The organism is Sphingomonas hankookensis (assembly GCF_022664465.1).
Classification (GTDB): Bacteria; Pseudomonadota; Alphaproteobacteria; order Sphingomonadales; family Sphingomonadaceae; genus Sphingomonas; species Sphingomonas hankookensis.
This window is the reverse complement of record NZ_JAKREV010000001.1, coordinates 1,048,468-1,073,071: the sequence shown is the minus strand read 5'-3', so window position 1 is coordinate 1,073,071 and position 24,604 is coordinate 1,048,468. Positions and strand designations below refer to the sequence as shown.

The window sequence follows — 24,604 nt, the reverse complement described above, 5'->3', positions numbered from 1 at the left end:
GACGTCGGAGGCCTTTCAATTCGCCTGGCCGGTTGATTCGCCGTTAAGCATCACCGAAATGGGTTAAGAACGGGTTCGCGACCGCGAGCATGCCCGCAATGGCGATGGCGATTCCGTATGGAATCTCCGGCATCTGCTCGGTCCGCCGCCGCCAGCGATCGGCGAGGAACAGGAGCGTCAGCGCGCCGCCGACGAGCGACATCATCACCAGCATCGACAGCACGGCGCCGGGCGGCAGCCACAGCGCCAGCGCGCCGATCATCTTCACGTCGCCGCCGCCCATCTGTCCGGCGACGAACGCCGCGAAGAACAGGGCGAAGACGAGGAGCGCCACGCCCAGCTGCCACGCCATGTCGATCCCCGACAGGCCGTTGGCCCACCACCAGGCGGGCGCCAGCAGCGCGATCGCCGCATTCTTCCAGTTCGCGATTTCGCGGGTACGCGCGTCCTCGATCCCGGCGATGGCCAGAAGCACGACCAGCGCGAACGCCAGCCAAGGAACGACGATATCCCCCATGTCGTTAACCCCTAGACGTAAGGGGTTTCCAAACCGTAACCGGACCCATGGCCGCACACGCCCTGTACCGCCGCGCGATTCCCGCCGCCGCCGCCATCACTCGGTGGCAGGCGCCCGACGGCTGGTCGCATCGCCGGTTCGATTGGACCGCCCCCGCCAATGTCCGCCCGCGCGGCAGCCTGTTGTTCCAGACCGGGCGTGGCGACGTGTTCGAGAAATATCTGGAGACGTTCGCCCACTGGCATGTCCGTGGGTGGAGCATCACCGCGTTCGACTGGCGCGGGCAGGGCGGGTCGGGGCGGTGCACCCCGGCGGGCGATTGCGGGCATATCGACCGGTTCGAAACCTATCTCGACGACCTTGCCGCCTTCTGGGACCAGTGGGACGCCGCTGGACCGCGCGTGCTGATCGGCCATTCGATGGGCGGGCATCTGGCGCTGCGTGCCGTCGTCGAGCGGCGGATCGATCCGGCGGCGTGCGTGCTGGTCGCGCCGATGCTGGGGCTGCGTTCGCCGATCGGCCCGCGTTTCGGCGAACGGATGGCACGGTTGCTCGCCGCGATGGGCAGCCCGCTGCGCCCGGCATGGCAGGGTAACGAGCGTCCGCATACCCTCAAGTCGCGCGAGACGATGCTGACGCACGATCCGGCGCGCTATGCCGACGAGGTGTGGTGGCACGGGACCGACGCGATGTTGCGCACCGGCCCGCCCAGCTGGCGGTGGGTGATCGATGCGTTCCGATCGACGCGCGAACTGCGGACCAATCCGGCACTCGGCGACACGCAGGTGCCGATCCAGATGCTGGTGGCGGAGGCCGATGCGCTGGTCGATGCGCGCGCCGCGATCGCGATCGCCGCGCACCTGCCCGATGTCGAACTGCTGCGCTTCGGCGCTGAATCGGCGCACGAGATATTGCGCGAGGCCGACCCGGTCCGCGGCCGCGCCATCGCCGCGATCGACGCGTTCCTCGACGCCCGCGCGCCCGCGCCGCAGCGGACCCACGCATGACGCGTCGGCGGATTGCGATTGTCGGCGCGGGGATGGCGGGGGCGAGCCTTGCCGCCGAACTGGCCGCGACCGACGACGTCATCCTCCTCGAGGCGGAGGCGCAGCCCGGCTTCCACGCGACCGGGCGGTCGGCGGCATTCTGGTCCGAAACCTATGGCGGGCCGCTGGTCCAGCCGCTGACGACCGCGTCGGGGCCGTTGCTGCACGCACCGCCCGCCGATTTTGCCGAACAGGGGTTTTTGCGGACGCGCGGCGAGTTGCTGCTGGCACGCGACCGTGGCGTGCTGGAGGGGTTGGCGCGGGATTTCGCCGCGACCGGCGTGCCGATCGACTGGCGCGATCCGCACCGTCAGGTGCCGGGGCTGCGCGGCGAGTGGCATGCGCTGTGGTCGCCGGGCTGTGCCGATATCGATGTCGCGGCGCTCCACGCCGCCTATCTGGCGAAGGCGCGGCGTGGCGGGGTCGAGCTGCGCTGCGACGCGCGGCTGACGCGCGCGTGGCGGAATCGTGGCGTCTGGCGGTTGATAACGGAAGCAGGCGATGCGGTCGATGCCGATATCGTCGTCAACGCGGCGGGCGCGTGGGCGGATGCGATAGCGCAGATGCTCGGCGCCGCGCCACTCGGCATCGCACCCTACCGCCGGACGGTGGTGCAGGTGCGGGTCGATCCGCCCGCCTCGCCCGACCTGCCGCTGGTGATCGACGCCGCGGGCGGTTTCTATTTCAAGCCCGAGCCCGGCGGGCGGCTATGGTTGTCCCCGCATGACGAGACGCCCGACCGCGCGCACGACGTCGCCGCCGAAGAGATTGACGTGGCGCTGGCGATCGACCGGTTCGAAGCGGCGGTCGACTGGCGGGTCGCGGCGGTCGAGCGGCGCTGGGCGGGCCTGCGCAGCTTCGCACCCGACCGGTTGCCGGTGTACGGCTTCGACCGCCAGGTGCCGGGCGTCTTCTGGTGCGCGGGGCAGGGCGGCTTCGGCATCCAGACCGCGCCCGCCGCCGCCCGCCTCTGCGCAGCGCTGCTTGGGCGCGGAAATGGACCGGACGGGGTCGACGCGGCGGTGTATTCACCGCATAGATTGTCGGAGTAATCAACGTCCGCCATTTACGTTAGCGCTATCAGTGCCTATCTGATTGCCAACGCCATCAGCCCAAGAGGATGCACATGACGATCACCGGCGAACTGTTCCTGGGATCCAAGCGGGTTGCCCGCGACGATCTGTTCCAGGCCTATGACCCCGCCACCGGCGCGCTGTTCGGCGAGGGCTTTTCGAAGGGCACCAAGGAAGACGCCGACGCCGCCTGTGCGCGCGCGGCCGAAGCCTTCCCGATCTATGCCGCGCTGCCGCTGGAACAGCGCGCCGGCTTCCTCGACGCGATCGCCGACGAGATCGAGGGGCTGGGCGACGCGTTGATCGAACGCGGCAGCCGCGAGACCGGCCTGCCGGTCGCGCGCCTGACCGGCGAGCGCGGTCGCACCTGCGGCCAGCTGCGCCTGTTCGCCAAGGAAGTGCGCGACGGCGCGTGGCAGCGGCTGCGCATCGACCATGCCGATCCGGCGCGGGCGCCGGTGCCCAAGCCCGACTTGCGGCTGCGCACGATCCCGGTCGGTCCGGTCGTGGTGTTCGGGGCATCGAACTTCCCGCTCGCCTTCTCGACCGCCGGTGGCGACACCGCGTCGGCGCTCGCGGCGGGCTGCACCGTGATCGTGAAGGCGCATCAGGCGCATCCGGGCACCGCCGAACTGGTCGCCTCGGCGATCATCAAGGCGGCGGAAAAGACCGGCATGCCCGATGGCGTGTTCTCGATGGTGTCGGGCGCGGGGCAGACGATCGGCACCGCTTTGGTCGCCGATCCGCGCGTGCAGGCGGTCGGCTTCACGGGATCGCGCAGCGGCGGCACCGCGCTGATGAAGGTCGCGCAGGACCGTCCGCAGCCGATCCCGGTCTATGCCGAAATGTCGTCGATCAACCCGGTCGTGCTGATGCCCGAGGCGCTCAAGAACCGCGGCGAGGCGCTGGCCAAGGCCTATGTCGGATCGCTGAGCATGGGCGCGGGGCAGTTCTGCACCAATCCCGGCCTCGTTCTCGGCATCGCCGGACCGGAGCTGGACGCGTTCCTCGACGTCGCAGGCGATGCGCTGCTCGGCACCCCGGCGCAGGTCATGCTGACCGACGGCATCCACAAGGCGTACGAGGAAGGCCGCGCCAAGCTGGCGTCGAGCCCGGCCGTGACGCTGGTCGGCGAAGGGCAGGCGCCGGACGGCCCGACCCGCGGCCGCGCGGCGATCTTCGCGGTGTCGGGCAAGGACTTCATCGCCGATCCGGCGCACGCGCACGAAGTGTTCGGCATGTCGTCGGTCGTGGTGAAGTGCGCCGATGCCGACGAACTGGTCGAGGTGCTGAGCAAGCTCGAAGGCCAGCTGACCGCGACGCTGCAGATCGACGAGGGCGATTACGCCGACGCGCGCAAGCTGATCCCGGTGCTGGAACGCACCGTCGGCCGCATCCTGTGCAACGGCTGGCCGACCGGTGTAGAAGTTGCCCATGCCATGGTACATGGCGGCCCCTTCCCAGCGACGTCGGACGGGCGCACGACCTCGGTCGGGACGCTCGCCATCGACCGTTTCCTGCGGCCGGTATCGTATCAGGACTTCCCGGCGGAGTTGCTGCCCGACGCGCTGCGCGAAGGGAACCAGCAGGGTGCGCTGGCACGGATCGACGGGGCGTGGACGCTCGGTTGATCGCCGTCTGATCCGCTCGCGCGGATGCGGTGCCGGCCCGAGGGAGCGGATCGGCACCGCACGGACGGAAAGAAGGGGGCGGCGGGTCGTTGATCCGCCGCCCCCTTTGCGGTTGGATGGAGCCCATGGACGACGATACGATCATCGATACCCCCGAAGGCCCGAAGCGCTGGGGCGACTGGAAGAAGAAGAATCCGGTGCAGGTGCCGTCGCGGCGGACCAAGGGCAAGGATTTGCCGAACAAGGTGAAGATTCGGACGGAGGAGTGAAGGGTTTGGTGCAACCACCGTTCTCGGTATCTACCTCTCCCCACCTACCCCGTTCGGTTCGAGCAGCTTCGAGCTTGTCGAGAAGCGTCTGTCGAGAACGCCCTGTTTGGGGCAGGCGGGTTCTCGACAGGCTCGAACCGAACGGTGGTGAGGGTGGCTTGCTGCCGATAGCTCTACCCCTGCGGAACCCCGTTCTCGACAAGCTCGAACCAAACGGGGAAGGGGAGAGGGTAGTGAAACCCCCTACCGTCGCCCGGCCAACCAGATCACATGCCGCGCGCCTTTGGTCCCGCGCGCCCGTACCACCTGCTCATCCACCCCATAACCGCAGTCCTTCAACCGCTTGGTGAACGCCACATCGGCATAGGCCGACCAGATCGCCAGCACCCCGCCGGACCGCAGCGCGCGCTGCGTCACCTGCAACCCGCGCGTCGAATACAGTTTGTTGTTCCCGGCATGGGTCAGCCCGTCCGGACCGTTATCGACGTCTAGCAGCACCGCGTCCCAGCCGCCCTCTTCGATCGCCCACGCCACATCGCCCACCGCGATCCGCACGCGCGGGTCGTCGAGACAGCCGTCGAAGATATGCGCCAAGGGTCCGCGCGCCCATTCGACGATCTTGAGCACCAGTTCGGCGACCACCACCTCGGCATCGCTTGGCAGGATGCGCAGCGCCCGGCGCAGGGTAAAGCCCATGCCCAGCCCACCGATCAACACCCGCGCGCCCTTGCGTCCGGTCAGATGCGCGCAGCCGAGATCGGCCAGCGCTTCTTCCGACGCCGACATGCGGCTGCTCATCAATTCGTTGCGGTCGAGGACGATCATGAAATCGTCGCCACGCTGGACGAGGCGCAGTTCGACATTGTCGCCGGGGACCTGCGCCGTGTCGATCAGGACGCGCGGGATCATCGCTGCGCCACCGCGGCATCGCTCGCCAGCTTGTCGGCGCGCTCGTTGTCGGGATGGCCGGCATGGCCCTTTACCCACACCCATTCGATGCGGTGCGGCTTGGCGGCGGCGAGCAGTGCCTGCCACAGTTCGGCATTCTTGACTGGCTGTTTCGCGGCGGTCTTCCAGCCGTTCTTCTGCCAGCCTTTGATCCACTTGGTCAGGCCGTCCATTACATAGCGGCTGTCGGTCGACAGGATCACGCGGCACGGGCGCTTGAGCGCGTTCAGCCCCTCGATCGCGGCCATCAATTCCATGCGGTTGTTGGTCGTCTCGCGCTCGCCGCCCGACAATTCGCGTTCGCGGCCATCGGCGGCGCGCAGCACCGCGCCCCAGCCGCCGCGTCCGGGATTGCCCTTGCACGCGCCATCGGTCGCGATTTCCACGCGGGGGAGTTCGGGGGTGTCGGTCATGCGAACGCGGTCGGGTTCGCGTCGTACCAGTCGAGCCGGCGCAGATAGGCGAGCGGGTCCTTGCGCGTCACCAGCGCGTCGGCGGGCGTGTTGATCCAGTCCCAGGCGCGGGTCAGCAGGAAGCGCAGGCATGCCCCCTTCGCCAGCAGCGGCAGCGCGGCGACCTCGGCATCCGACAGCGACGCCTGTGTCCGATAGCCCGCCAGCAACGCCTGCCCGATCACGGGGGCGAGCGGCTGCCCTTTCGCATCGAAGCTCCACGCCGAATGGGTGATCGCGACGTCATAGGCGATGATGTCGGTGCAGGCGAAATAGAAGTCGATAAGGCCGGTAACGCGGTCGCCCAGCATCAGGACGTTGTCGGGGAACAGATCGGCATGGATCGCCCCGGTCGGCAGGTCGCGCGGCCAATCCGCCACGACCGCGTCGAGCGCATCGCCTACCCGCGCGCGCAAGCCGGGCTGGATCGTGTCGAGCTGTTCGGCGCAATCGGCGAACAACTTCGGCCAAGCTGCGACGCCCATCGAATTGGTGCGGGTCGGCGCGAAGTCGCGCAGGCTGCGATGCAGCGCGCCCAGCGCCGCGCCGGCGGCATGGGCCTGTTCGGGCGTCGGATGGCTGACCGACACCCCGGACAGGAACTCGATCAGGCAGGCAGGACGTCCCTCCAGCGTCTGGATCACCTGTCCCGCGCGGTTGGGCAGTGCGCGCGGCACCGGGTTGCCGGTGTCGGCCAGCGCATCGGTCATCGCGAAGAAAAACGGCAGGTCGGCCAGATCGACCCGCTTTTCATACAGCGTCAGGATGAACCGCCCGGTGGTGGTGTCGACCAGATAGTTGCTGTTCTCGACCCCCTCGGCAATCCCCTTGGCTGAAACCAGTTCGCCATGGTCGTAGCCGCTCAGGAAGCGCGCGAGCGCCTCCGCCGACACCTGCGTATAGACGGCCATTACGCGGCTTCGAGGCCGCGCGGCAGCTTGAAGGCGATGGTTTCGCGCGTCATTTCGACCTCGCGCTCGGTCACCTCGAAGCGTTCGGCGATCCGGTCGACCAGCTCGCGCACCAGTATTTCGGGGGCCGACGCCCCGGCGGTGATGCCAAGCGTACCGACGCCGTCGAGCCATGCGAAGTCGAGTTCGGCGGCGCGCTGGATCAGCTTGGCCGAGGTGCCTTCGCGCTCGGCCACTTCGACCAGTCGTACCGAGTTCGACGAATTGGGGGCGCCGATCACCAGCACCATGTCGCAGCTCTGCGCGATCGCCTTCACCGCATTCTGCCGGTTCGACGTGGCGTAGCAGATGTCGTCGGCCTTGGGCGCGACGATCGTCGGGAAGCGGGCGATCGTCGCCTCGACGATGGCGCGGGTGTCGTCGACCGACAGCGTCGTCTGCGTCAGGAAGGCGAGGTTGTCGGGATCGGCGGGGGCAAGTTTCGCAACGTCCTCGACCGTTTCGATCAGCGTCATCTGGCCGGCAGGTACCTGTCCGAAGGTGCCGATGACTTCCGGGTGGCCGGCATGGCCGACGAACAGGATGTGGCGGCCCGATGCCACCAGCCGTTCAGCCTGGCGATGGACCTTCGACACCAGCGGGCAGGTGGCGTCGAGATATTCGAGGCCGCGCTCGCTCGCCGCCGCGGGCACCGACTTGGGCACGCCGTGGGCGGAGAACACGACCGGCACGCCATCGGGCACCTGGTCCAGTTCCTCGACGAAGATTGCTCCCTTGGCCCTCAGCGAGTCGACCACGAACTTGTTGTGGACGATCTCGTGCCGGACATAGACCGGGGCGCCATGCTTCTGGATCGCCAGCTCGACGATCTGGATGGCGCGATCGACCCCGGCGCAAAAGCCGCGCGGGGCTGCGATCAACAGTTCGATGGCGGAGCGCTGGGTGTCGGTCATGGCCGATGCGCTTACAGCTTGTTGACGGGCAGGCCAAGTCGTGTGGGGTTTGGGGGCACGGTAGCCCGTGCCCGATGGTGCCAGCCCGTTCCCCCACCCGACCACCCATTCAGCATACTTGCTTGGGGCGCCGGGTGGGGGAGCGGGCTGGCACCGCCCATCTCGAAAGCGACTCGATTGCTTGCACGCGCGAAAGCCGGTTCCTATGAAGCGTGACGATCAGGAGGCGCGGCATCGCCGCACCCGTGCATAAGGTACAGATTTCCGTGACCCTCCGCAAAACCGCCGCCGTCGCTACTCTCGCCCTCGTGGCGCTGTCGGGGTGCAAGCGCACCGGCGAACTGGACGTCACGCAGGGCGTCGGCATTTCGGCGGTGCGGTCGGCCTGTCCGGTCGCGGGCGTGCCGGCCGGGACCGGCGACATCACGCTGTTCGACCCGCCCGCCAGCCGCGATGCGAAGGCGATCGACGTCGTCGCGACGCTGACCAACGTCCGCGCGACCTGTGTCGAGGGGACGGACACGATCAACAGCGCGCTGACCTTCGACGTACAGGCCCGCCGCATTCGCACCGACGCCGCGCGGACGGTCACGCTGCCCTATTTTGTGTCGGTCGTGCGCGGGGGCACGCAGGTCGTGTCGAAGCGGGTGGGCCAGATCACGCTGAGCTTCGCGGCGGGTGAAGCGCGGGCATCGGCGCAGGGGCAGGGCACCGCGATCGTCGACCGCGCCGCCGCAACGCTGCCGCAGGAAACCCGCAACCAGATCAACCGCCGCCGCAAGCCCGGGGACCAGGACGCAGCGATCGATCCGCTGTCCGATCCGGCGGTGCGCCAGGCGGTGCTGTCGGCGACGTTCGAGGCGCTGGTAGGCTTCCAGCTGACCGACGAGCAGCTGCGGTACAATGTCACGCGCTGAATTCGTCGTTCCCGCGAAGGCGGGAACCCATACACGCAAAGGCAGCGACTCTTGCTCGAACGTCAGCGGTTATGGATTGCCGCCTTCGCGGGAATGACGAGTTGGTGTGGTAGTTCAGAACCCGCCATCCCGGCCCAAGCCGGGATCCACGAACAGGTGACGTCGCAGCTCCATTGATACGGCCCGTATCTATGGATCCCGGCCTACGGCGGGATGACGAGGTTTGTTGGAGCATCGGGCGTATCCGTCCGCTCGCCCACACCGCTTTCCCGATTGACTAATCCCGGCCTCCGAGCCAGAGCTTCGCGCATCGAAGGCTTGTAGCCGACGCCATGCGCGGGAGAGTGCGGAGCGATCCGCCGCCGAAGGAGCAACCGCCCCGGAATCTCTCAGGCAACAGGGACCGCGCGGTGGCACAAGATACTCTGGAAAGCGTCGCGGCCGAACCGGTCGGACCACCGAAGGGGTAAGCAGGGCCAAGGTCCTCGCGAAAGCTCTCAGGTTCCGTGACAGAGGGGGCGATGGTCGCAGACGGGCGCTTGCCCGTGCGTCCGTCGTTTGACCCATGCACGAAGGACGCGGCCCATGAGCGACATTGCCCCCGAACCCGCCCACGAACTGCGCGCCGACGGCACCGATCCGGTCGAGGAACTGCCGCCGCAGGTCTTGCCACTCGATGCATGGCATCGTGCGCAGGGCGGGCGGATGGTCCCGTTCGCGGGCTATACCATGCCGGTCCAGTATGAAGGCATCATGGCCGAGCATCTGTGGACGCGGGACAGCGCCGGGTTGTTCGACGTCAGCCATATGGGCCAGCTGGTGATCCATGGGCCGGATACGACTGCTGCCCTCGAAGTGCTGCTGCCCGGCGACCTGCGTATCCTGAAGCCCGCCAAGATGCGCTATTCGCTGCTGCTCGACGAACAGGGCGGCATCCTCGACGACCTGATGGTCACGCGGCTGGATGCGGCTGATCCGGGTATCCCGTTCCCGATGGACGCGGCGGCGGGCGACGACGCCTTCTACATGGTCGTCAACGGCGCGACCAAGTATGACGATATCGGCCATCTGCGCGAACACCTCGCCGACGAGATCACGCTCAACCACCTCGACGACCGCGCGCTGCTGGCGTTGCAGGGGCCGAAGGCGGTCGATGCGCTCGATCGCATCGTGCCGGGCGTCGCCGCGCTGACCTTCATGACCGCAGGTAGCTTCGCGTGGAACGGCCACGCGCTGTGGGTCAGCCGCTCGGGCTATACCGGCGAGGACGGCTATGAGATTTCGCTGCAGGAGGACGCCGCGACTGCCTTTGCCGAAGCGATCTGCGCCGAGCCGGAGGTGAAGCCGATCGGCCTCGGGGCGCGCGATTCGCTGCGTCTTGAGGCCGGGCTGCCGCTCTATGGCCATGACCTCAGCCCCGACACGACCCCGGTCGCCGCCGATCTGGGTTTCGCGCTGTCGAAGCGTCGCCGTGAAGAGGGTGGCTTCCCCGGTGCCGAGCGCATCCTTGCCGAACGCGCCGCTGGCCCCGCGCTCAAGCGGATCGGCGTGATCGTCGACGGGCGCCAGCCGGTGCGCGAGGGTGCCGAAGTCGTAGACGCCGACGGAAGTGTCGTCGGCCACGTCACCTCGGGCGGCTTCGCGCCCAGCGTCCAGGCGCCGATCGCCATGGCCTATTGTCCGCCGGCGCTGGCGGAAAGCGGGGCGATCACCCTGCGCCAGCGCGGCAAGTTGCATCCGGCGCGCGTCGTGCCGATGCCGTTCGTCCCCCATCGTTACGTCCGTTAAGAGGGAGTTGCCCCGATGAGTCGTTTTTTCACGCAGGAACATGAGTGGATCGAAGTCGACGGTGAAGTCGCGACGGTCGGCATCACCGAATATGCCGCCGGCCAGTTGGGCGACATCGTGTTCGTCGACGTGCCCGCCGATGGCCGCGAACTGACCAAGGGCGACGATGCCGCCGTGGTCGAATCAGTCAAGGCCGCCTCCGACGTCTACACCCCGGCATCGGGCGTTGTGATCGAGGGCAATGCCGCGCTGACCGACAACCCCGCGCTGGTCAACGAAGACCCCGAAGGCGGTGGCTGGTTCTTCAAGCTGACGCTGCGCGACGACAGCGAGCTGGGCGAGCTGATGGATGAAGAGAAATACGCGGCGTATGTCGCGCGACTGTAAGCGACCTGCGATCACCCGCCCCCCGTTCGTGCTGAGTAGGGGTTGAGCGCAGTCGAAGACCCGTATCGAAGCACCTTGCCACAAACGATCCTTCGATACGCCCTTTCGACAAGCTCAATGGCTACTCAGGACGAACGGGGGTGGCGGTTGGCATTTCCGGCCCGCCCCCGGCGGACCAACAAGGACCATCATGCGCTATCTTCCCCTGACCCCGACCGACCGCGCGGATATGTTGTCCGTGATCGGTGCCGACAGCATCGACGCCCTGTTCGTCGACGTCCCCGAAGCCGCGCGGCTCGACGGGCCGGTGCCCGGCTTGCCCAACCATGCCAGCGAGCTGGCGGTCGAGCGGCATCTGTCGGCGCTGGCGGCAAAGAACGTCGCGGCGGGGTCGGTGCCGTTCTTCCTCGGCTGCGGCGCCTATCGCCACCATGTGCCGGCCAGCGTCGATCACCTGATCCAGCGCGGCGAATATCTGACGGCGTACACGCCCTATCAGCCGGAAATCGCGCAGGGCACGCTGCAGATGCTGTTCGAATTCCAGAGCCAGGTCGCCCGGCTGCTGGGCTGCGACGTCGCCAACGCATCGATGTACGACGGCTCGACCGCCTGCTGGGAAGCGGTGACGATGGCGCGTCGCGTGACGCGCAAGGCGAAGGCGGTGTTTTCGGGCGGGGTGCATCCGCATTACGTCTCGGTCGCAAAGACCATGGCGAAGTTCACCGGCGACGTGCTGGCGACCTCGCTGCCGGAACTGAGCGCCGCCAGCGATGACGATGCGATTATCGCGGCGATCGATGGCGATACCTCGTGCGTCGTCGTGCAGTATCCCGATATCCTCGGCCGCATTCCCGACCTGCAACGCATCGCCGACGCGGCGCATGCCGTAAAGGCGCTGCTGATCGCGGTGGTGACCGAGCCGGTGGCGCTGGGCGCGATCGAGGCGCCGGGCAATCTGGGTGCCGATATCGTCGTCGGCGAGGGGCAGTCGATCGGCGTCGGGCTGCAATTCGGCGGTCCCTATGTCGGCCTGTTCGCCTGCTCTGAAAAGCTGGTGCGGCAGATGCCGGGCCGGCTGTGCGGCGAGACGGTCGATGCCGAGGGCAAGCGCGGGTTCGTGCTGACGCTGTCGACCCGCGAACAGCATATCCGCCGTGAAAAGGCGACGTCGAACATCTGCACCAATTCGGGGCTGTGTGCGCTCGCTTTCTCGATCCACCTGACGCTGTTGGGGGAAAAGGGGCTGCGGCAGCTGGCCGAGGTCAACCATGCCAAGGCGTGCGCCGCCGCCGACCGACTGGCGCAGGTGCCGGGCGTCGAACTGGTCAACGACAGCTTCTTCAACGAATTCACGCTGAAGCTGCCGACCGAGGCGCGGCCGGTGGTGCGTGAACTCGCTGATCGCGGCGTGCTGGCGGGCGTATCGCTCGGCCGGCTCTATCCGAACGACGCGGGCCTCGCGAACGGACTGGTCGTGGCGGTCACCGAAACCGTGACCGAAGAAGATATCGAGGCGCTGGCGACGGCGCTGACGGAGGTACTGGCATGAGCGTGAACCAGAGCGGCTGGCGTCCCGAAATGGGCGATGCCTCGCAAGCGGCGCAGACGACCTTCACCGGCAATCGCGCGCTGATGCTGGAAGAGGCGCTGATCTTCGAGATCGGCTCGAACGAGACGACCGGCGTCGATATCGACGAAGCTCCCAAGGTCGCGTCGCGTCTGGGCAGCCATGCCCGCAAGGGCGCGATCGGCCTGCCCGGCCTGTCGGAGCCGGAAGCGGTGCGTCATTATACCCGCCTGTCGCGGCAGAATTATGCGATCGACCTCGGGCTGTTCCCGCTGGGCAGCTGCACGATGAAGCATAACCCGCGCCTCAACGAGCGGATGGCGCGCCTGCCGGGCTTCGCTGATCTCCACCCGCTAGGTCCGGTCGACACGGTGCAGGGCGCGCTGGAGGTGATCCACCAGCTGGCGCACTGGCTGGTGACGCTGACCAACATGGATTCGGTCGCGATGAGCCCGAAGGCCGGCGCGCATGGCGAGTTGTGCGGCATCCTCGCGATCAAGGCGGCGCTGGAGAAGCGCGGCGAGGGGCATCGCAAGGTCATCCTCGTGCCTGAATCGGCGCACGGCACCAACCCGGCGACGGCGGCCTTTGCAGGCTTCACGGTCAAGGACATTCCGGCGACCGCCGACGGCCGCGTCGATACGCAGGCGCTCAAGGACCGGCTGGGTCCGGACGTCGCGGGGGTGATGATCACCAACCCGAACACCTGCGGCCTGTTCGAGCGGGACCTGAAGGAAATCTCCGACGCGGTCCATGCGGCGGGCGGTTACGTCTATTGCGACGGCGCGAACTTCAACGCGATCGTCGGCCGGGTGCGGCCGGGCGATCTCGGCGTCGATGCGATGCACATCAACCTGCACAAGACCTTCTCGACGCCGCATGGCGGCGGCGGTCCGGGGTCGGGGCCGGTAGTGTTCTCGAAGGCGCTGACCCCGTTCGCCCCGCTGCCCTTCGTCGAGCAGCAGGACGGCAAGTTCGTGCTGGTCGAGGAAGAGACGGCGGGCGAGCATCACGCCGACAGCTTCGGCCGGATGGTCGCGTTCCATGGCCAGATGGGCATGTTCACCCGCGCGCTGAGCTACATCCTCAGCCACGGCGCCGATGGCCTCAAGCAGGTTTCGGAAGACGCCGTGTTGAACGCCAACTATATCCTGCGCAGCCTCGACGACACGCTCGACGCGCCGTTCGGCCGTAGCGGGCCGTGCATGCACGAGGCGCTGTTCAGCGATTCGAACCTGGCGGAGGGCTTCTCGACGCTCGACGTGGCCAAGGGGCTGATCGACGAGGGCTATCACCCGATGACGGTGTATTTCCCCCTGGTCGTCCACGGCGCGATGCTGGTCGAACCGACCGAGACCGAGAGCAAGGCCGCGCTCGACCAGTTCATCGGCGCGCTCAAATCGGTCGGCGAACGGGCCAAGGCGGGCGATCCGGCGCTGAAGTCCGCGCCGCACTTCGCGCCGCGCCGGCGCCTCGACGAAACGCTGGCGGCGCGCAAGCCGGTGCTGGCGTGGAAGGAAAGCGTTGCGCCGGTGGCCGAAGCCGCCGAATAATCGCACCCGCCCCGTCCGATCACCGGGCGGGGCGGGGGACTTGCCATGAACGGACAAACGGGCTGGCTGCCCACGCTGATGCCGATCGCCATCGTCGCGCTGGTCGTCGGACTGCGCTGGTGGCGGGGGCAGAACATGCGCCTGCTCCGGCTGGAAACCCTGTGGATCATGCCAGCGATCATCACGGTCGTCGCAGGCGGCCTGTTCTACAGCTTTCCGCCCGCCGGCTGGGGCTGGGCGGTGTGTGCCGTCGCGATGGGCGCCGGGCTGGTGCTCGGCTGGCAACGCGGGCGGCTGATGCGGATTGAGGTCGATCCGGCCACCCACCGGCTGAACCACCGCCCGTCACCCGCCGCGTTGCTGTTCATCGTCGCGCTGCTGCTGGTGCGGACCGGCCTGAAGCAGGCGATGGCACATGGCGGCGCGACGATGCTGCACCTGAACGCGGCGACCGTCACCGATGCCTTCGTGGCGCTCGCCTGGGGGCTGGTGGTGGCGCAGCGGGTCGAGATGTTCGTCCGCGCCCGCGCGATGCTGGCCGCGGTGCGCAGGGTCTAGGCGATAGCGGGACGCAATGCCGACGGCGTTGGCCGACGCCAGCGATCGAAGGCGCATGCGACTACGGCGGCCAGGGTGATCGTGCAGGCCAGCGCAACCAGCACCGCGCCGTCTGCGCTCAGCCCGAGAGCCTGCAACCGGGCGATGATCGCATAGCCGATCACCGCGTGGAGCAGGTAGAAGGGGTAGGAAATTGCCCCAAGCCATAGCAGCGCCGGATGCGCCAGCCAGCGCGCCCGGTGCTGCGCCACGACGAAGAACAGCACCGCGATAACGATCGCCAGTCCGGTCCCATGGCGATCGCTGGTCAGCGCGGTGACGGCGATCACCGCGGCGGCCAGCGGCAACTGCTGCATCCAGCGCGCCGATCCCAGCCAGATCGAGCAACCGATCAGTCCGATCGCGAAATAGGGCGCGTCGTCGATCAGCAGCACTTCCTGCATCCACCCCGGCATCGGCAGCAACCAGCAGAGCAGCCGCAGCGCCATCCACCCCAGCACGAGCCGATCGACCCGCCGGGTCCACCCAAGCCGCCATGCGATTGCGATCAGGGTGTAGAACAGGATTTCGATGTTCAACGTCCAGTAGACGCCGTCGACCATCGGCACGCCGGTCCAGTTCTGGAGCAGGGGCAGATTCGCCAGCCAGTTGAGCGCATCGACCTGCAACCGCGCCGGGCCCAAGATCCACGCGATTGCCGCGGTCAAAACCATCGCCACCCAATATTCGGGCAGCAACCGCCACGCGCGGGCGTACGCGAACTCGGTCAGGTCGCGCGTCCGCTGCGATGTGGCGAGCATCGCGAAACCGGAAATGGCGAAGAACAGCTTCACCCCGTCGCACCCCCAGCGCAGTTGCAACGATGGCAGCGCGGTACCGGGGACCATGAACTGGATGAAATAGCTATAGTGATAGAGCGCCACCGCCAGTGCGGCGATGCCGCGCAACCCGTCGAGCTCGCGTAGACGGTGCGGGGTAGGGGGGATCGGTATCGGCTCCACCGGCGCATTCTGGAATGAGCGCGGTCAAAGCCGGGTTAACGCGCTCAGTCCTCCTCGACCATCGAGCGTATCTTCTGCCGGCCGAGGCGGTGTTCGCGCCACACGATGAACAACCCGCTGGCGATGATGATCGGTGCGCCTGCCCACGTCATCGGCGTCGGCAGCACGCCGAACAGCAGGAAGCCATAGACGGTCGCCCAGAGCAGTCCCGAATAGTCCATCGGCACGACCGCGGCGACCGGGGCGGCGCGAGATGCGGAGGTCAGCGCGATCTGTCCCATGCCGCCGACCACGCCGACCGCGGCGAGGTTCAGCCACGTCAGCCAGTCGTGCGAGCGGATGTCGAAGGCATAGGCCGTGGCGATGAACGGCAGCGTCAGCGTGGAGAACCAGAAGACGGTCGTCCCGGCCGGCTCGTCACGCAACTGGCGCAGCGCGATCGCGACCAGTGCAACGAACAGCGCCGCCATCAACCCGACGAACGCGCCGAACAGCGGCACGTGCGAGCTGCCCGGCTGCGCCACGATCAGCACCCCGACGAAGCCGACCAGCACTGCGCTCCACCGCTGCCACCCCGTCGGTTCGCGCAGCACCAGCGCGCCCAGCAGGGTCGCAAAGATCGGCACCGTGAACTGGAACGTCGTCGCCTCCGCCAGCGGGAGCAGCATGACGGCGCCGAAGGTGAAGACCATGCCGACCAGCCCGATCATCGACCGCGTCAGGTGCCCCTTGAACCGCGTGGTGCGCAGCGAACGCAGCCCCGGTCCCGCGGCGACGAACCCCAGCACGATCGGCAGCGCGCACGCTTGGCGATAGAACATCGTTTCGGGCAGCGAGGCGCCACGCGATTCCGCGAGCTTCACCAACGCCGACATGGTGGACAGGAAAAATATCGCGAGCAGGCGCAGCGCCAACCCCCGGAGGATACGGTCGCCGGGCATGGGCAGGCCCCTACAGTCTGTTCGGCCGCGATGCCACCCCGGCTCCACATAGTCAGGACGGAACGCAGCGGCGCTCGGCAAGGAATCGCTAACCATGACCGTCGCGACCCGGCCGGCATCTGCGGCGGCGCTTCGATGCCGTCCGATGCACCTCGCGTCTTTCGCGCAGATCGCCCGGCGGTGCCGTCAGCGGTTCGACAAGAAAGCGACGTCAAAACAATGCGATGAAGGCCAGCAGGTGGAAGACGGGATGAAGTACGACAAGGAAATGCACCGGTCCGGCCAATATGACGTCGTGACGCTCCATGCCGCCGACCGGCGCGACATGGGGGATGGGCGTCGATCGCGTCCTCGCGTTGCGCTGCTGTGGTGGGCGCTGCTCGGCATCGTCCCGTGGCTGGTGATCGCGGCGATCCTGTACCGGTAGCGATCGATGGTTCGCCGGCGCATCCGCGCTTGGCGAACCGCCCCGTTTCCCGCTATCGCCCCTGCCCATGAAGCATGCTCTCAACGTCACGCGCGAACAGGATTTCGCCGCCTGGTATCAAGCCGTCATCGCCGAGGCCGATCTGGCCGAGGAGTCCGGGGTACGCGGGTGCATGGTCATCCGGCCATGGGGCTATGGCATCTGGGAGCGGATCCAGCGGCTGCTCGACGACCGGATCAAGGCGACGGGGCACGAGAATTGCTATTTCCCGCTGTTCATCCCCTTGAGCTATTTCGAAAAGGAAGCCGAGCATGTCGACGGCTTCGCCAAGGAAATGGCGGTCGTCACGCATCATCGGCTGATCGCGGACGGCAAGGGTGGGCTGACCCCCGACCCCGAAGCGAAGCTGGAAGAGCCTTTGGTCGTGCGCCCGACCAGCGAGACGGTGATCGGCACCGCCTTTTCGCGCTGGGTGCAGTCGTGGCGCGACCTGCCGGTGCTGATCAACCAATGGGCGAACGTCGTCCGCTGGGAAATGCGCACCCGCATGTTCCTGCGCACCGCCGAGTTCCTGTGGCAGGAGGGGCATACCGCCCATGCCACGGCGCAGGAGGCGCGCGAAGAAACGCTGAAGATGCTCGAAGTCTATCGGGAATTCGCCGAAACCTGTCTCGGGCTGCACGTCATTGCTGGCGAGAAGCCCGAGAACGAGCGCTTCCCCGGCGCGGTCGCGACCTACAGCATCGAAGCGATGATGCAGGACGGCAAGGCGTTGCAGGCGGGCACCTCGCACTTCCTGGGCACCAATTTCGCGCATGCGCAGAACATCCGCTTCCAGAACGCCGAGGGGCAGTTCGAACACGCCAACACCACCAGCTGGGGCGTGTCGACGCGGATGATCGGCGGGGTCATCATGGTGCATGGCGACGATGACGGCCTGCGCGTGCCGCCGGCGATCGCACCGTGGCAGGTCGTGATCGTGCCGATGCTGCGCGACGCGCCCGAGGACGAACCGCTGATCGCCTATTGCCGCGAATTGCAGGCGGCGCTGGCCAAGCAGACGGCGCTGGGCGAACCGGTGCGCGCGCTGCTCGACCTGAAGCCGGCCAAGGCCGCAACCAAGCGCTGGGGCTGGGTCAAGAAGGGCGCGCCGATCATCATCGAGGTTGGCGGGCGCGACATGGCGGGCGGCAACGTCTCGGTCGTGCGGCGCGACCGGCTGTACCGTGAGGACGGCAAGCTCGACAGCGCGATCGTCGCCAAAGACGGGTTTATCGGCGACGTCGGCACCGTGCTGGCCGATATCCAGGCGACGTTGCTGGCGCAGTCGACCGGGAAGCTGCGGGAGCGGATCGTGCCGGTCGACGACTGGGCCGGAGTCGAAGCGCATTTCGCCGCGGGCGTGAAGAACCCCGGCTGGGTCGATGTCCGCTGGTCGAAGCCGACCGGCGACGCGCTGGAGGCGGTGGTGCAGCGGTTGAAGGGGTTGAAGCTCACCATCCGCAACGCCCCGCTGGGACAGACCGGATGCGATGACGGACCATGCGTGTTCACCGGCACGCCGGCGGTGGAACGGGTGCTGATCGGGCGGGCGTATTGACGGGGAGCTGATGCGGAGGGCGTATCCCCGCGCAGGCGGCGATCCAGAGCCACGAACGCCAACACTTGCGGCTCTGGACCCCCGCCTGCGCGGGGGTACGAGTGGTTGGTGGGGAAGACATCGGCCGATCCGTCGCCGTACCCCGGCGGAGGCCGGGGTCCAGTTTCGGGCCAATCGTTCTAAGTCACCGGCGTCCCCCGACTGGACCCCGGCCTGCGCCGGGGTACGCCGACGTCAGCCCGCGCCTTAATCCTGCAACTTCCCCGGGACCTGCCCGCCGGCCTTGCCCAGTTCGCGCAGCACCGCGGCGTGCAGCCAGATGTTCATCTCCGCACTGCCGTCCTTCGCGCCGGTATAGCCGAGCTCGGTCGCCAGTTCCTTGCGGTTGTCGAGGCTGGAATCGAGGTCGAGCAGCTTCATTAGGTCGACGATCGACGTCCGCCAATTGAGGTTCGGGTTGCCCTTTTGCTGGGCGATGCGCTCGATCGCGGTCATCGGATCGACCGGCTGCGGTGCGGCGGGCGCGGCAGGCGCTGGTGCGGGTGCCGGGGTGGCGGGTGCCGGGGCATGCTGTGTCGGGGCATGCTGCGTCGGGGCCGGGGCAGGCGTTGGCTGCGGTGCCGGCGCGTCCTTTTTCTGGCCGAAATAATTGTCGCCGAACGGGCCGCCGTCCTTGCCGAAAATCTGCGTCTTGATGCGTTCGAAGATGCCCATGGTCGTCTCCCGTGCGAAGTTGCTGGGCCGCTAACGGGCGGGGTGCGGTTCGGGTCCCTTGGGCGTTTGCCATTGGTCTGACGCGCGGGGCGTCCTATGTCGTTGCCGATGGTACGCACCAAAACGCCGCCCGGCCTGCCCACCCGCGAGCAGATCCTCGATTTCATCCAGTCGTCGGACACCCCGGCGGGCAAACGCGAGATCGCCCGCGCCTTCGCCCTGTCGGCGCAGCAGAAGATTTCGCTGAAGGCGTTGTTGAAGGACATGGCCGACGAGGGGCTGATCGACAGCGCCCCCGGCCGCGCGTTTCACAAAATGGGCGGGCTGCCCAAGGTGACGGTGCTGCGCGTCGCCGATGTCGATGACGGCGGCAATGTGTGGGCGGTGCCCGAGCGGTGGGAAGCCGAAACCCCGCCGCCGCGTGTGCGGGTACGCGAACGCGGGCGGCGCAGTGCGCTGGGCGTCGGTGACCGTATTCTGGCTCGGACCGAGGAGGCGGGGGCAGGCTGGGCCGCGTATCCGATGAAGAAGCTCGACCGCGCGGCCGATGCGGTGCTGGGCGTGCTGCGGGCCGAGGGTGACAAGCTGTGGCTGCAGGGTGTCGACAAGAAGGAACGCCGCGAGGTGCCGGTGTCCGACGCGGGCGGCGCGGCACCGGGCGACCTGGTTCTGGCGGCGCTGGGTGGCCGTCCGCCGCGGATCACTGCGCGGGTGGTCGAACGGCTGGGCGATCCGTTCGAAGCGCGCAGCTTCTCGCTGATCGCGATCCACAAGCACGGCATTCCCGACGTCTTTTCGGAAGAGGCGCTGGCCGAGGCGCGCAAGGTCGCGGCCTATCCGCTGGGCGATGATCGCGAAGACCTGCGCCATCTCCCGATCGTCGCGATCGATCCGATCGACGCGCGCGACCATGACGACGCGGTCTGGGCAAGCGCCGACGATAGCGCGGAGAATCCCGGCGGGTGGCAGGCGATCGTCGCGATCGCCGACGTGTCCTTCTATGTCCGCCCCGGCTCCGACCTCGACAAATCGGCGCGGGCACGCGGCAACAGCGTCTATTTCCCCGACCGGGTCGTGCCGATGCTGCCCGAAATCCTGTCGGCGGACGTGTGTTCGCTGAAGGCCGGGCAGGACCGCGCGGCGCTGGTCTGTCACCTGACCATCGCGAAGGACGGCAAGCTCAAGGACTGGCGCTTCACGCGCGCGGTGATCCGCGTTGCCGCCAACATCGCCTACGAACACGCCCAGGCGGCGATCGATGGCGTCGAAGATGCGCCGGTGCCGCGCGAACTGATCGACGGCGCGCTGAAGCCGCTATGGGACTGCTGGGGTGCATTGGCGAAGGCGCGGGCGGCGCGCGAACCACTCGACCTCGACCTGCCCGAACGGCGGATCGTGCTGGACGAAAAGGGGCGCATCCTGTCGGTCGCCCCGCGCGAACGGCTCGATTCGATGCGGCTGATCGAGGATTTCATGATCGCCGCCAACGTCGCCGCCGCCAAGGCGCTGGAGGCGAAGAAGGCGCCGGTCATGTACCGCGTCCACGAACCGCCGACGCGCGAGAAGCTGGTGGCGCTGAAAGACTATCTCGAAACCTTCGACGTACCCTTCGCGCTGGGGCAAGTGATCCGGCCCGCGACGTTCAACCATGTGCTGGCGCGGATCGGCGATGCCGACTTCAAGCCGCAGGTGATGGAGCAGGTCCTGCGTACCCAGACACAGGCATTTTACGGCCCGCAGAACCATGGCCATTTCGGCCTCAGCCTCGGCTGTTACGCGCACTTCACTTCGCCGATCCGCCGCTATGCCGATCTGCTCGTCCACCGTTCGCTGGTCGGTGCCTACAAGCTTGGCGACGGTGCGCTGCCGGCCGACGATGCCGCGAATATGGAGCGGGTGGGCGAGGCGATCAGCGGTCTCGAACGCCGCGCGATGGAGGCCGAACGCGAGACGGTCGACCGTTATGTCGCCGCCTATCTGGCGGAGCATGTCGGCACGGTGATGGAGGCGCGGATCACCGGTGTCGCATCGTTCGGCTTCTTCGCGACGGTCGAGGGGGTGGGCGGCGACGGGCTGGTCCCGGCCCGCGACCTCGGCACCGAATATTTCCGCTTCGACGAAAGCTCGCAATCGCTGATCGGCGATCACAGCGGCGAGACGTTCAGCGCCGGCCAGCGGCTGCAACTGCGGCTCGCGGAGGCCAACCCGGTATCGGGTGCGCTGCGCTTCGAACTGCCCGACGGCAAGGGATCGGCCGGCGGCGGCGACCGGCGCAAGGGGCCGCCGCCGCGCGTGCTGAAACGCCGTGGGCGGCCGGCGAATATCCGGCATAACGGACGCAAGCGTTGAACGTCGCGGTACCCGCCGGATCGCGCAGCCGCCGGGGACGGTTTCGCCGCTGGTGGCGGATCAACGTCATCGGATCGGTCGATCATGATGCGGTGCTGCGACAGGTCGCGGACGAAGCGGGGTGGTCGCCGCGCTATGGGCTGATGATCGTGCTGTCGATGGCGCTGTCGCTGCTGGGGCTGTTGATGCCGTCGGTTGCCGTGCTGATCGGGGCGATGCTGATCTCACCGTTGATGATGCCGATCATCGGGCTGGGGTTCGGCATCGCGGTGCTCGACGTGCCCGATATCCGCAAGTCGCTGATCGCGCTGGCGATCGGCGCGGGGCTGGCGGTCGGGCTGTCGGCGGCGCTGGTCGCGCTGTCGCCGATCCAGACGATCACCAGCGAGATTGCCGGGCGCACCCGCCCGACGCTGTTCGACCTGCTGGTCGCGTTCCTGTCGGCGATCGCGGGTGCCTATGCGCTGATCCGCGGGCGGGGGGCGACGGTCGTCGGGGTAGCGATCGCCATCGCGCTGATGCCGCCGCTGTGCGTCGTCGGCTTCGGTATCGCCACGCATAATGCGACGGTCGCGGGCGGGGCGTTGCTGCTGTTCTTCACCAACCTGATCACCATCGCGCTGACCGCCGCGGCGATGGCGCGCATCTATGGCTTTGGCCGGCATCTGACGCCGCGCAATACGACGTTCCAGATCGTGCTGTTCGTCGGGGCGATGCTGGCGCTGTCGGTGCCGCTGATGGCGGCGCTGCGCCAGATCGCGTTCGAATCGCTGGCGCAGCGGCAGGTCCGCAGCGCGATCCTGTCGCATTTTCCCGACGAGGCGCGGCTGAGCCAGCTGGAAATCACCTACGACCGCAACGCGATGCGCGTGCGCGCCGTCGTGCTGACTCCGCAGCTGGATGCCCGCGCCGATACGGCGCTGGCGACACAGCTGGGCCAGCGGCTGGAACGCCGGCTCGACCTGCATGTCGACCAGATCCGGAGTTCGGCCGACCAGCAGGCGACCGAAGCGGCACAGATCGCCAAGGTGAACGAACGCGCCGGTGCGACCTTTGGCCCGGCGCGCGAACGGGTGCTGGCACAGGTCGCGCTGGTCACCGGCGCACCGGTCGACGCGATGCAGGCCGACGATGCCAGCCGCACCGTCCGTACGCCCGTTGCCGAGCTGCCCGGCCTGCCGCCACGCGGCTATCGCGCGATCGAGGCGCGGGCGCGGGCTGCGGCACCCGGTTGGCAGGTGGAGGTCGTGCCGCCGGTGGCAGGCGATGCGCCGCCGGCGATCCCGTTCGAAGGAGGCGTCGTCGACGGCCGCGCACTGGACGATGCGGCGTGGCTGTCGGCGCGGCTGGGGCGGGGGATCGTGGTCGGTGGCGGGCTGGGGGCGCAGCGTACCGCGCTGGTGGACGGTATCGTCACGCGCGGCGGGCGGGCAACCGTCGGCCCGTCGGCTGGGCCGTTGTCGCTGACCTGGGAGGCACCGGTAGCGTCGCCGACGCGATGAACGGCAGAAAAATGTCGGTTGTAACGTAGGTGTAACGCCCGGTTAGCCCCCGGTTTACCCCCCGCACCTATCGCCGGGGCATGGCTTCGCTCCCCCGCCTCGATCCTGCCGCGCCGGCCGGGCCCCCGACCATCGGGCAGGATGCGACGTTGCGCGAGGTCGTCGACCGGTTCCGCCGGCATCACGACCTGCGGCTGCTGGCGGTCCTCGACGGGCAAGGCCGGCCGGTCGGGGTACTGCGCGAGGTCGATGTGCGCGACTTGCTGTTCAACCCGTTCGGCCATGCGCTGCTCCGCAACCCCAGTTTCGGCGACGGGGTGGCGCATCTCGTCCGCCCGGTGACGGTCACCGATCACGACACGCCGCTGCCCGAATTGCTGGCGATGCATGGCGACAACGGCGTGGCGCTGGTGCGGCGGGGGGCGTTCGTCACGCTGCTCGATCCGGTGCAACTGCTTCGGATGGCCACCGCATGGCATAGCGAGGCATCGGCATCGGCCGAAGCCCGGTCGCAACGCATCCAGGACGCGGCGAACACCTTCGAAGCGGGCATCCGGGCGCTGGCGAACGATATCGGCGGGGCGTGCGTCGCGATCGGGCAGGTCGCTGCGGACCTCGACCAGCGAGCGGTGGTGACGCGTGGCGGGGCGATGTCGGTCGCCGCCGCCGCGCACCAGACCGCGCTGGGGATGGTCGATATCGAACAGCGCGGGCGCGCGCTCGCCGCATCGTTCGAACGCATCACCCGCGATACCGCTCAGGCCGATCGGCTGCGCCATGACGCGGACGCGGTGGTCGACCGCAATCGCGACCATGTCCAGTCGCTGTCCGACGTCGCGACCACGATCGAGGCGATGCTGGACCTGATCCGCGCCTTGGCCAAACAGACGAACCTGCTGGCGCTGAACGCCGGGATCGAGGCGGCGCGGGCCGGCGCGGCGGGGCAGGGGTTCGCAGTCGTGGCGGGCGAGGTAAAGTCGCTGGCGCGGCAGACCGACGTTGCGGCGGGGGACATTGCGCGCCGGGTCGATACCGCCCGCGCGCTGCTGGGTGACGTCGCCGGCGGCCAGCGCGCGGTCCAGTCGGCCATCGCCGCGATCGGCGCGATCACGACGACCATCGCCACCGCCGTCGCCGCCGAACGCGACACGACGCAGGCGATCGCCGTTCGGGTCGAGGAAGCGCGCGAGGCCGGCACCGATATCGACGCGCGGGTGGGCGGCATCGCCACCGCGGCGGACGGGATCGGCGATCAGGCGGGGATGCTGACGCGGCTGGTGGAGGGACTGTCGGGGCTCAGCCGGCAGCTGCAGGGGCGCGCGGGGGAGTTGGTCGCGGCGGTGAGGTGAGGGGGGCGGGAGTGCACCGGCCGGTTCGAGGCAGGGTAGATATTCGATAGGCGCGAGTGCGGTCGCCAGGTTGACGAGCGGTAAGGGAAAGTCTCCTTTCCCCATCCCATCCCGCTTGGTTCGAGCAGCTTCGAGCGAAGTCGAGAAACGT

General features: G+C 68.1%; 23 protein-coding genes and 1 riboswitch. Of the genes, 15 read left to right on the top strand and 8 right to left on the bottom strand.

The genetic code is table 11. From position 1 onward, the window contains the following. Positions 1–43: 43 nt before the first annotated feature. Positions 44–517 (bottom strand): A24 family peptidase, encoded by a 474-nt coding sequence (locus MF610_RS04955; RefSeq protein WP_242193311.1) that lies wholly within the window; start codon positions 515–517, stop codon positions 44–46. Positions 518–564: 47 nt separating this feature from the next. On the opposite strand from MF610_RS04955, the gene MF610_RS04950 reads away from it, so the two are divergent. The 4 genes from MF610_RS04950 to MF610_RS04935 all read left to right on the top strand — a co-directional run bounded on the left by MF610_RS04950 (position 565) and on the right by MF610_RS04935 (position 4,536). Next, positions 565–1,524, top strand: a complete 960-nt coding sequence (locus tag MF610_RS04950; protein WP_242193307.1) for an alpha/beta fold hydrolase — start codon at positions 565–567, stop codon at positions 1,522–1,524. Beyond that, positions 1,521–2,615, top strand: a complete 1,095-nt coding sequence (locus tag MF610_RS04945) for an NAD(P)/FAD-dependent oxidoreductase (RefSeq protein WP_242193306.1) — start codon at positions 1,521–1,523, stop codon at positions 2,613–2,615. The genes MF610_RS04950 and MF610_RS04945 overlap by 4 nt, the downstream gene beginning before the upstream one ends. Before the next feature lie 74 nt (positions 2,616–2,689). Continuing rightward, positions 2,690–4,267: an aldehyde dehydrogenase (NADP(+)) gene (locus MF610_RS04940; protein WP_242193303.1), complete on the top strand. Its 1,578-nt coding sequence runs from the start codon at positions 2,690–2,692 to the stop codon at positions 4,265–4,267. Between the two features lie 125 nt (positions 4,268–4,392). Beyond that, positions 4,393–4,536 (top strand): hypothetical protein, encoded by a 144-nt coding sequence (locus tag MF610_RS04935; RefSeq protein ID WP_242193302.1) that lies wholly within the window; start codon positions 4,393–4,395, stop codon positions 4,534–4,536. Positions 4,537–4,779: 243 nt separating this feature from the next. On the opposite strand, the gene MF610_RS04930 is transcribed toward MF610_RS04935, so the two are convergent. Genes MF610_RS04930 through ispH form a run of 4 tightly spaced genes read right to left on the bottom strand, consistent with a single transcriptional unit; the run spans position 4,780 to position 7,800 of the window. Further along, the gene (locus MF610_RS04930; protein ID WP_242193301.1) at positions 4,780–5,445 is read right to left on the bottom strand and encodes a spermidine synthase family protein; all 666 of its coding nucleotides are present in this window, start codon (positions 5,443–5,445) and stop codon (positions 4,780–4,782) included. Next, positions 5,442–5,897, bottom strand: a complete 456-nt coding sequence (gene rnhA, locus MF610_RS04925) for a ribonuclease HI (RefSeq protein WP_242193300.1) — start codon at positions 5,895–5,897, stop codon at positions 5,442–5,444. The genes MF610_RS04930 and rnhA overlap by 4 nt, the downstream gene beginning before the upstream one ends. Then, complete coding sequence (gene thrB, locus MF610_RS04920) at positions 5,894–6,847, bottom strand: homoserine kinase (protein WP_242193298.1); 954 nt, start codon at positions 6,845–6,847, stop codon at positions 5,894–5,896. The genes rnhA and thrB overlap by 4 nt, the downstream gene beginning before the upstream one ends. Beyond that, positions 6,847–7,800 carry a 4-hydroxy-3-methylbut-2-enyl diphosphate reductase gene (gene ispH, locus MF610_RS04915; RefSeq protein WP_242193296.1) on the bottom strand — a complete coding sequence of 318 codons (954 nt, stop codon included), beginning with the start codon at positions 7,798–7,800 and terminating at the stop codon, positions 6,847–6,849. The genes thrB and ispH overlap by 1 nt, the downstream gene beginning before the upstream one ends. 266 nt (positions 7,801–8,066) lie before the next feature. On the opposite strand from ispH, the gene MF610_RS04910 reads away from it, so the two are divergent. From MF610_RS04910 to MF610_RS04885, 6 genes are all read left to right on the top strand, one after another. Beyond that, complete coding sequence (locus MF610_RS04910; protein WP_242193287.1) at positions 8,067–8,717, top strand: hypothetical protein; 651 nt, start codon at positions 8,067–8,069, stop codon at positions 8,715–8,717. Positions 8,718–9,044: 327 nt separating this feature from the next. After that, a riboswitch (glycine riboswitch) is annotated at positions 9,045–9,133 on the top strand. Between the two features lie 169 nt (positions 9,134–9,302). Further along, positions 9,303–10,505 carry a glycine cleavage system aminomethyltransferase GcvT gene (gene gcvT / locus MF610_RS04905; RefSeq protein ID WP_242193285.1) on the top strand — a complete coding sequence of 401 codons (1,203 nt, stop codon included), beginning with the start codon at positions 9,303–9,305 and terminating at the stop codon, positions 10,503–10,505. Positions 10,506–10,520: 15 nt separating this feature from the next. Continuing rightward, on the top strand, positions 10,521–10,892 hold the full coding sequence (gene gcvH, locus MF610_RS04900; protein ID WP_242193283.1) for a glycine cleavage system protein GcvH: 372 nt from the start codon (positions 10,521–10,523) through the stop codon (positions 10,890–10,892). A 190-nt stretch (positions 10,893–11,082) separates the two neighbouring features. Further along, on the top strand, positions 11,083–12,441 hold the full coding sequence (gene gcvPA / locus MF610_RS04895; protein WP_242193281.1) for an aminomethyl-transferring glycine dehydrogenase subunit GcvPA: 1,359 nt from the start codon (positions 11,083–11,085) through the stop codon (positions 12,439–12,441). Continuing rightward, a complete protein-coding gene (gene gcvPB, locus MF610_RS04890; protein WP_242193278.1) occupies positions 12,438–14,012 on the top strand; it encodes an aminomethyl-transferring glycine dehydrogenase subunit GcvPB in 1,575 nt (524 codons plus the stop codon). Before gcvPA ends, gcvPB begins: the two co-directional genes overlap by 4 nt. Positions 14,013–14,057: 45 nt before the next feature. Beyond that, positions 14,058–14,570 carry a CcdC protein domain-containing protein gene (locus MF610_RS04885; protein WP_242193275.1) on the top strand — a complete coding sequence of 171 codons (513 nt, stop codon included), beginning with the start codon at positions 14,058–14,060 and terminating at the stop codon, positions 14,568–14,570. On the opposite strand, the gene MF610_RS04880 is transcribed toward MF610_RS04885, so the two are convergent. Both MF610_RS04880 and MF610_RS04875 read right to left on the bottom strand, forming a co-directional pair. Beyond that, positions 14,567–15,517 (bottom strand): acyltransferase family protein, encoded by a 951-nt coding sequence (locus MF610_RS04880; protein ID WP_242193267.1) that lies wholly within the window; start codon positions 15,515–15,517, stop codon positions 14,567–14,569. The two genes, MF610_RS04885 and MF610_RS04880, sit on opposite strands and share 4 nt — an antisense overlap. 98 nt (positions 15,518–15,615) lie before the next feature. Beyond that, entirely contained in the window at positions 15,616–16,512 is an 897-nt protein-coding gene (locus tag MF610_RS04875) for a DMT family transporter (protein WP_242193265.1), read from the bottom strand. 94 nt (positions 16,513–16,606) lie between these two features. Here MF610_RS04875 and MF610_RS04870 point away from each other — a divergent pair, with 94 nt between their 5' ends. Both MF610_RS04870 and MF610_RS04865 read left to right on the top strand, forming a co-directional pair. Beyond that, entirely contained in the window at positions 16,607–16,939 is a 333-nt protein-coding gene (locus MF610_RS04870; RefSeq protein ID WP_242193263.1) for a hypothetical protein, read from the top strand. Positions 16,940–17,006: 67 nt separating this feature from the next. Next, positions 17,007–18,539, top strand: coding sequence for an aminoacyl--tRNA ligase-related protein (locus MF610_RS04865; protein ID WP_242193262.1), 1,533 nt, complete (start codon positions 17,007–17,009; stop codon positions 18,537–18,539). A gap of 246 nt (positions 18,540–18,785) precedes the next feature. Here MF610_RS04865 and MF610_RS04860 read toward each other — a convergent pair whose 3' ends face one another. Continuing rightward, positions 18,786–19,253: a DUF3597 domain-containing protein gene (locus MF610_RS04860; RefSeq protein ID WP_242193258.1), complete on the bottom strand. Its 468-nt coding sequence runs from the start codon at positions 19,251–19,253 to the stop codon at positions 18,786–18,788. Between the two features lie 108 nt (positions 19,254–19,361). On the opposite strand from MF610_RS04860, the gene MF610_RS04855 reads away from it, so the two are divergent. The 3 genes from MF610_RS04855 to MF610_RS04845 all read left to right on the top strand — a co-directional run bounded on the left by MF610_RS04855 (position 19,362) and on the right by MF610_RS04845 (position 24,453). After that, on the top strand, positions 19,362–21,602 hold the full coding sequence (locus MF610_RS04855; protein WP_242193256.1) for a ribonuclease R family protein: 2,241 nt from the start codon (positions 19,362–19,364) through the stop codon (positions 21,600–21,602). Then, positions 21,599–23,104, top strand: a complete 1,506-nt coding sequence (locus tag MF610_RS04850) for a DUF389 domain-containing protein (RefSeq protein WP_242193254.1) — start codon at positions 21,599–21,601, stop codon at positions 23,102–23,104. The genes MF610_RS04855 and MF610_RS04850 overlap by 4 nt, the downstream gene beginning before the upstream one ends. An 80-nt stretch (positions 23,105–23,184) precedes the next feature. Continuing rightward, a complete protein-coding gene (locus MF610_RS04845; protein WP_242193250.1) occupies positions 23,185–24,453 on the top strand; it encodes a methyl-accepting chemotaxis protein in 1,269 nt (422 codons plus the stop codon). Positions 24,454–24,604 lie beyond the last annotated feature (151 nt).

Coding starts and splice junctions, on each gene's coding strand:
- MF610_RS04955 (WP_242193311.1), bottom strand. CDS start 517: ATGGGGGATATCGTCGTTCCTTGGCTGGCGTTCGCGCTGGTCGTGCTT.
- MF610_RS04950 (WP_242193307.1), top strand. CDS start 565: ATGGCCGCACACGCCCTGTACCGCCGCGCGATTCCCGCCGCCGCCGCC.
- MF610_RS04945 (WP_242193306.1), top strand. CDS start 1,521: ATGACGCGTCGGCGGATTGCGATTGTCGGCGCGGGGATGGCGGGGGCG.
- MF610_RS04940 (WP_242193303.1), top strand. CDS start 2,690: ATGACGATCACCGGCGAACTGTTCCTGGGATCCAAGCGGGTTGCCCGC.
- MF610_RS04935 (WP_242193302.1), top strand. CDS start 4,393: ATGGACGACGATACGATCATCGATACCCCCGAAGGCCCGAAGCGCTGG.
- MF610_RS04930 (WP_242193301.1), bottom strand. CDS start 5,445: ATGATCCCGCGCGTCCTGATCGACACGGCGCAGGTCCCCGGCGACAAT.
- rnhA (WP_242193300.1), bottom strand. CDS start 5,897: ATGACCGACACCCCCGAACTCCCCCGCGTGGAAATCGCGACCGATGGC.
- thrB (WP_242193298.1), bottom strand. CDS start 6,847: ATGGCCGTCTATACGCAGGTGTCGGCGGAGGCGCTCGCGCGCTTCCTG.
- ispH (WP_242193296.1), bottom strand. CDS start 7,800: ATGACCGACACCCAGCGCTCCGCCATCGAACTGTTGATCGCAGCCCCG.
- gcvT (WP_242193285.1), top strand. CDS start 9,303: ATGAGCGACATTGCCCCCGAACCCGCCCACGAACTGCGCGCCGACGGC.
- gcvH (WP_242193283.1), top strand. CDS start 10,521: ATGAGTCGTTTTTTCACGCAGGAACATGAGTGGATCGAAGTCGACGGT.
- gcvPA (WP_242193281.1), top strand. CDS start 11,083: ATGCGCTATCTTCCCCTGACCCCGACCGACCGCGCGGATATGTTGTCC.
- gcvPB (WP_242193278.1), top strand. CDS start 12,438: ATGAGCGTGAACCAGAGCGGCTGGCGTCCCGAAATGGGCGATGCCTCG.
- MF610_RS04885 (WP_242193275.1), top strand. CDS start 14,058: ATGAACGGACAAACGGGCTGGCTGCCCACGCTGATGCCGATCGCCATC.
- MF610_RS04875 (WP_242193265.1), bottom strand. CDS start 16,512: ATGCCCGGCGACCGTATCCTCCGGGGGTTGGCGCTGCGCCTGCTCGCG.
- MF610_RS04870 (WP_242193263.1), top strand. CDS start 16,607: ATGACCGTCGCGACCCGGCCGGCATCTGCGGCGGCGCTTCGATGCCGT.
- MF610_RS04865 (WP_242193262.1), top strand. CDS start 17,007: ATGAAGCATGCTCTCAACGTCACGCGCGAACAGGATTTCGCCGCCTGG.
- MF610_RS04860 (WP_242193258.1), bottom strand. CDS start 19,253: ATGGGCATCTTCGAACGCATCAAGACGCAGATTTTCGGCAAGGACGGC.
- MF610_RS04855 (WP_242193256.1), top strand. CDS start 19,362: ATGGTACGCACCAAAACGCCGCCCGGCCTGCCCACCCGCGAGCAGATC.
- MF610_RS04845 (WP_242193250.1), top strand. CDS start 23,185: ATGGCTTCGCTCCCCCGCCTCGATCCTGCCGCGCCGGCCGGGCCCCCG.